This is a genomic window from Oleiphilus sp. HI0132 (assembly GCF_001635845.1).
Genome location: NZ_LWGJ01000415.1, coordinates 1 through 1,255 on the forward strand (window position 1 = coordinate 1; position 1,255 = coordinate 1,255).

Annotated in this window: 2 protein-coding genes; both read right to left on the minus strand. The window is 45.0% G+C overall.

The window, feature by feature from the left end; genetic code table 11:
• Positions 1–221 precede the first annotated feature (221 nt).
• Positions 222–905: an alpha/beta fold hydrolase gene (locus A3766_RS05130; RefSeq protein ID WP_068641833.1), complete on the minus strand. Its 684-nt coding sequence runs from the start codon at positions 903–905 to the stop codon at positions 222–224.
• 12 nt (positions 906–917) lie between these two features.
• Positions 918–1,255 (minus strand): hypothetical protein (locus tag A3766_RS30430; protein ID WP_197479334.1); only part of this gene is annotated, 338 nt, incomplete at its 5' end.

Here is a 1,255-nt window from a genome sequence, read left to right on the forward strand (position 1 = left end):
TGCAGATAAGCTTCCATTTCGTGACTACCTATTATTCTCTTCTGAGCGGAGAATTCTATAACATCAGCTACACCCTGCAAAAGGAAGCAAACCGCAAAATGGTAATATTCTATGAGGTAGCAATTTCTATTATTCGTGGGCAGAGGCCTCCGAGCCTCGCTAGCGGTTTAGCACGGTGGCAGATTCTAGCGAGGGGTGAAACCCTCTGTTTACGGGTATGATTAGAGTGTATTGATGAAGCTATCTATTCTGGCATTCACCTCATCTGCTTGCTCGGCAAATACCATATGACTGCCACCCGGTATAAGAGCCAGACTTGCATTAGCTAAAGCCTTCTTGAGGTAGTCAGCGTATTTGGGCGGGGTCATAATATCCTGATCACCCACTATGATTAAGCTAGGCAAGTCGATACTCGCTAGCTCGTTCATCAGATCAAAGCCATTGCATGCTTGCAAGTCTCTTAGTAAAACACCTGCTCCATTTTCCTGCATTGCGGCATTAATTTTACTGCGTAGCGGCTCATCAATTCTATGATTCATTGCCAGCACAGACTCGGGAATCCTGTCGTCCCCTTTAGCGAACAGGTCAGTAAGTTTATCTAATAAAGTTGGCAGAACTTTTGAACGAGCACCTGCACCGATTAGAACCATCCCTTTGAGCGAGCGGTGCCCTTGCGCTGCCAAAGCCAGTACCACGGCACTACCTAAGGAGTGCCCGACCAGTATGACATCGTCTAGCGTATCGAGATAAGTGCCAACAGACTGTACATAGTCTTCCATAGTTTTAAGCTTTGGGCCATTAGGATGTCCCGGTAAATCAACCGCTTCCGAGTGGCTGAAATGCACAAGCTGCTGCTCCCAAACCACACTATTCATACCCGAGCCATGTATAAAAACCAGCTTCATAGACTCACCTTTCTAAACAGCCGATGCCAAGTTACGACTAGAGGCTTCCGAGAACAAATAGCTTTGCATCGCTCTTAGTAACAAAGTTTGCGATAAGCTCACCTCACCCACTGTATTCAACATGGTTGATAGATCCTGCTCCGTCAATTTGTGTTCCTGACTATCGGAATATATCGCTTGGGTTACGACTTGTTTATGCTCATCAGTATTACGTTTAAGCTCCGTGTACATTTCTAACAAAACCACCTCATTGCGATGGTTAAATAAGTCACTCACCCCGGAATAAAAAGCCTCTACCTGAGCAATAATTTGTTGATAGGTATTATAAATAAAGAGGTTATCAGACTGTC

Coding starts and splice junctions, on each gene's coding strand:
- A3766_RS05130 (WP_068641833.1), bottom strand. CDS start 905: ATGAAGCTGGTTTTTATACATGGCTCGGGTATGAATAGTGTGGTTTGG.